The 1,305-nt window shown below is 53.5% G+C and carries 1 protein-coding gene; it reads left to right on the forward strand.

Annotation, left to right across the window (positions count from 1 at the left end; translation table 11 throughout):
- The coding region (locus AC1DNW_RS35365) for a condensation domain-containing protein (RefSeq protein ID WP_477855798.1) at nt 1-1,305 on the forward strand (1,305 nt) is incomplete at both ends.

Raw genomic sequence — 1,305 nt, forward strand, 5'->3', positions numbered from 1 at the left:
ATTGCTATTGCTGTTTTTGGATCAACTGGAGCCTGGCAGTTCCGCGTATATCATCTCGGCAGCGATGTGTTTAAGCGGCCCGTTACGGATCGACGTTCTGGAACGGGCATTGTCCGTGGTCATCGAACGCCATGAAGTTCTTCGTACACATTTCGAAGAGCGCGACGGCACTACGATCGCAGTTATTGACGAGGCACAGCCTTTCATATTGCCCATCGTTGATCTTGCGGACATGGCTGACGACGAGGTTACGCGGGAACTCCAGGTTCTGGGCTCAGCAGAAATGTTAGAACCCTTTGATCTGCAACGAGGACCGTTGCTGAGGGCCCAATTGATCCGGCTTGGGTCACAAAAACACGTGCTCTCCGTTGCCGTACATCACATTGTAGCGGACGGCTGGTCGATGGGGATCCTGGTACGTGAAGTGGCAAGCCTATATACTGCTTTCTACCACGATAGCGTCAGCCCGCTACCTGCCTTGCCGATACAGTACGGAGATTTTGCCGCATGGCAAAGACAATGGTTGTCAGGCGAGGAACTTGAGCAGCAGCTTAGCTATTGGCGCGAACATCTCGACGGAGCACCGACAAGCTTAGAACTTCCAGCCGACCGGTCACGACCACCAATCCAACGATATCGCGGTGCTACTCACACATTCACAATTTCAGCACCTTTGGCCAAGCAACTGCGGCTTCTCGCGACTCAAGAATCCGCGACTTTGTTTATGGTGTTGCTCGCCGCGTTTCAGATTGTTCTCGCGCGCTGGAGCGGCCAAAACGACATCGTCGTAGGCACTCCAATCGCCGGTCGCAGCCAGATCGAGACGGAGAGGTTAATTGGGCTGTTCGTCAACACGTTAGCAATCCGTACWAATCTGGAAGGAGATCCCAGTTTTAGGACCTTGCTGTCTCGGGTGCGAGAGGCGGCACTCGGCGCGTACGCCCATCAGGATCTGCCCTTTGAAAAAGTCGTCGAGGCTTTGCGTCCACCACGCGACCTCTCCCGGCACCCCATTTTCCAGGTGATGCTTAATCTGCTGAATCTGCCTCCACTGGAGGCAGAAATGCCGGAACTAGATCTACAGCCTCTAGCAGTGCCGGCAACCGCAGCAAAATTTGATCTCAATTTAAAAATTGCTGATGAAGCCGACGGGGCTCTTAGCGCTTCGATGGAATATGCAACCGATCTTTACGACGAAGAAACAGTTGCCCGCATGGCAAGCCATTTGATCACTGCTTTGGAAAAGGCAACCGCAAATCCGGATGATCCACTATCAAACATAGAACTCATCGGCCGGACCGAGCG

It is taken from the genome of Rhizobium sp. 05L429 (assembly GCF_056397645.1).